General features: G+C 74.0%; 1 protein-coding gene. It reads left to right on the top strand.

Annotated elements, in window-relative coordinates; all coding sequences use genetic code 11:
- A partial coding sequence (locus A4V12_RS23035; RefSeq protein WP_267893222.1) for a sigma factor-like helix-turn-helix DNA-binding protein occupies positions 1-153 on the top strand: 153 nt, incomplete at its 5' end.
- Between the last annotated feature and the right edge of the window lie 97 nt (positions 154-250).

The raw sequence follows: 250 nt of genomic DNA, 5'->3' as shown, positions 1-250 counted from the left end.
CGCCCGGAGAACGAGCGCGAGCTGCTGGTGCGGCGCGTCGCCGGCGGCCTGCCCGCCGGAGGGACGGGCCAGATGCTGGGCATGGCCGCCGGAGCGGTCCGGGTGGCCCAGCACCGTGCGCGCAGCCGGCTGCGGGCGCTCGCCGAGCAGTGAGCCGCGGGGCGCCCGTGCGGCCGTACGTGTGAACGTACAAACCTTCTGAGTGATCGTGCTCGTGGAATGAGACGCCGCCGCAGGCCGTTAGCATGGA

Source organism: Streptomyces noursei (assembly GCF_001646665.1).
Classification (GTDB): domain Bacteria; phylum Actinomycetota; class Actinomycetes; order Streptomycetales; family Streptomycetaceae; genus Streptomyces; species Streptomyces lavendulocolor.
The sequence above is the reverse complement of the archived record's forward strand: the minus strand, read 5'-3'. Positions and strand labels throughout refer to the sequence as shown.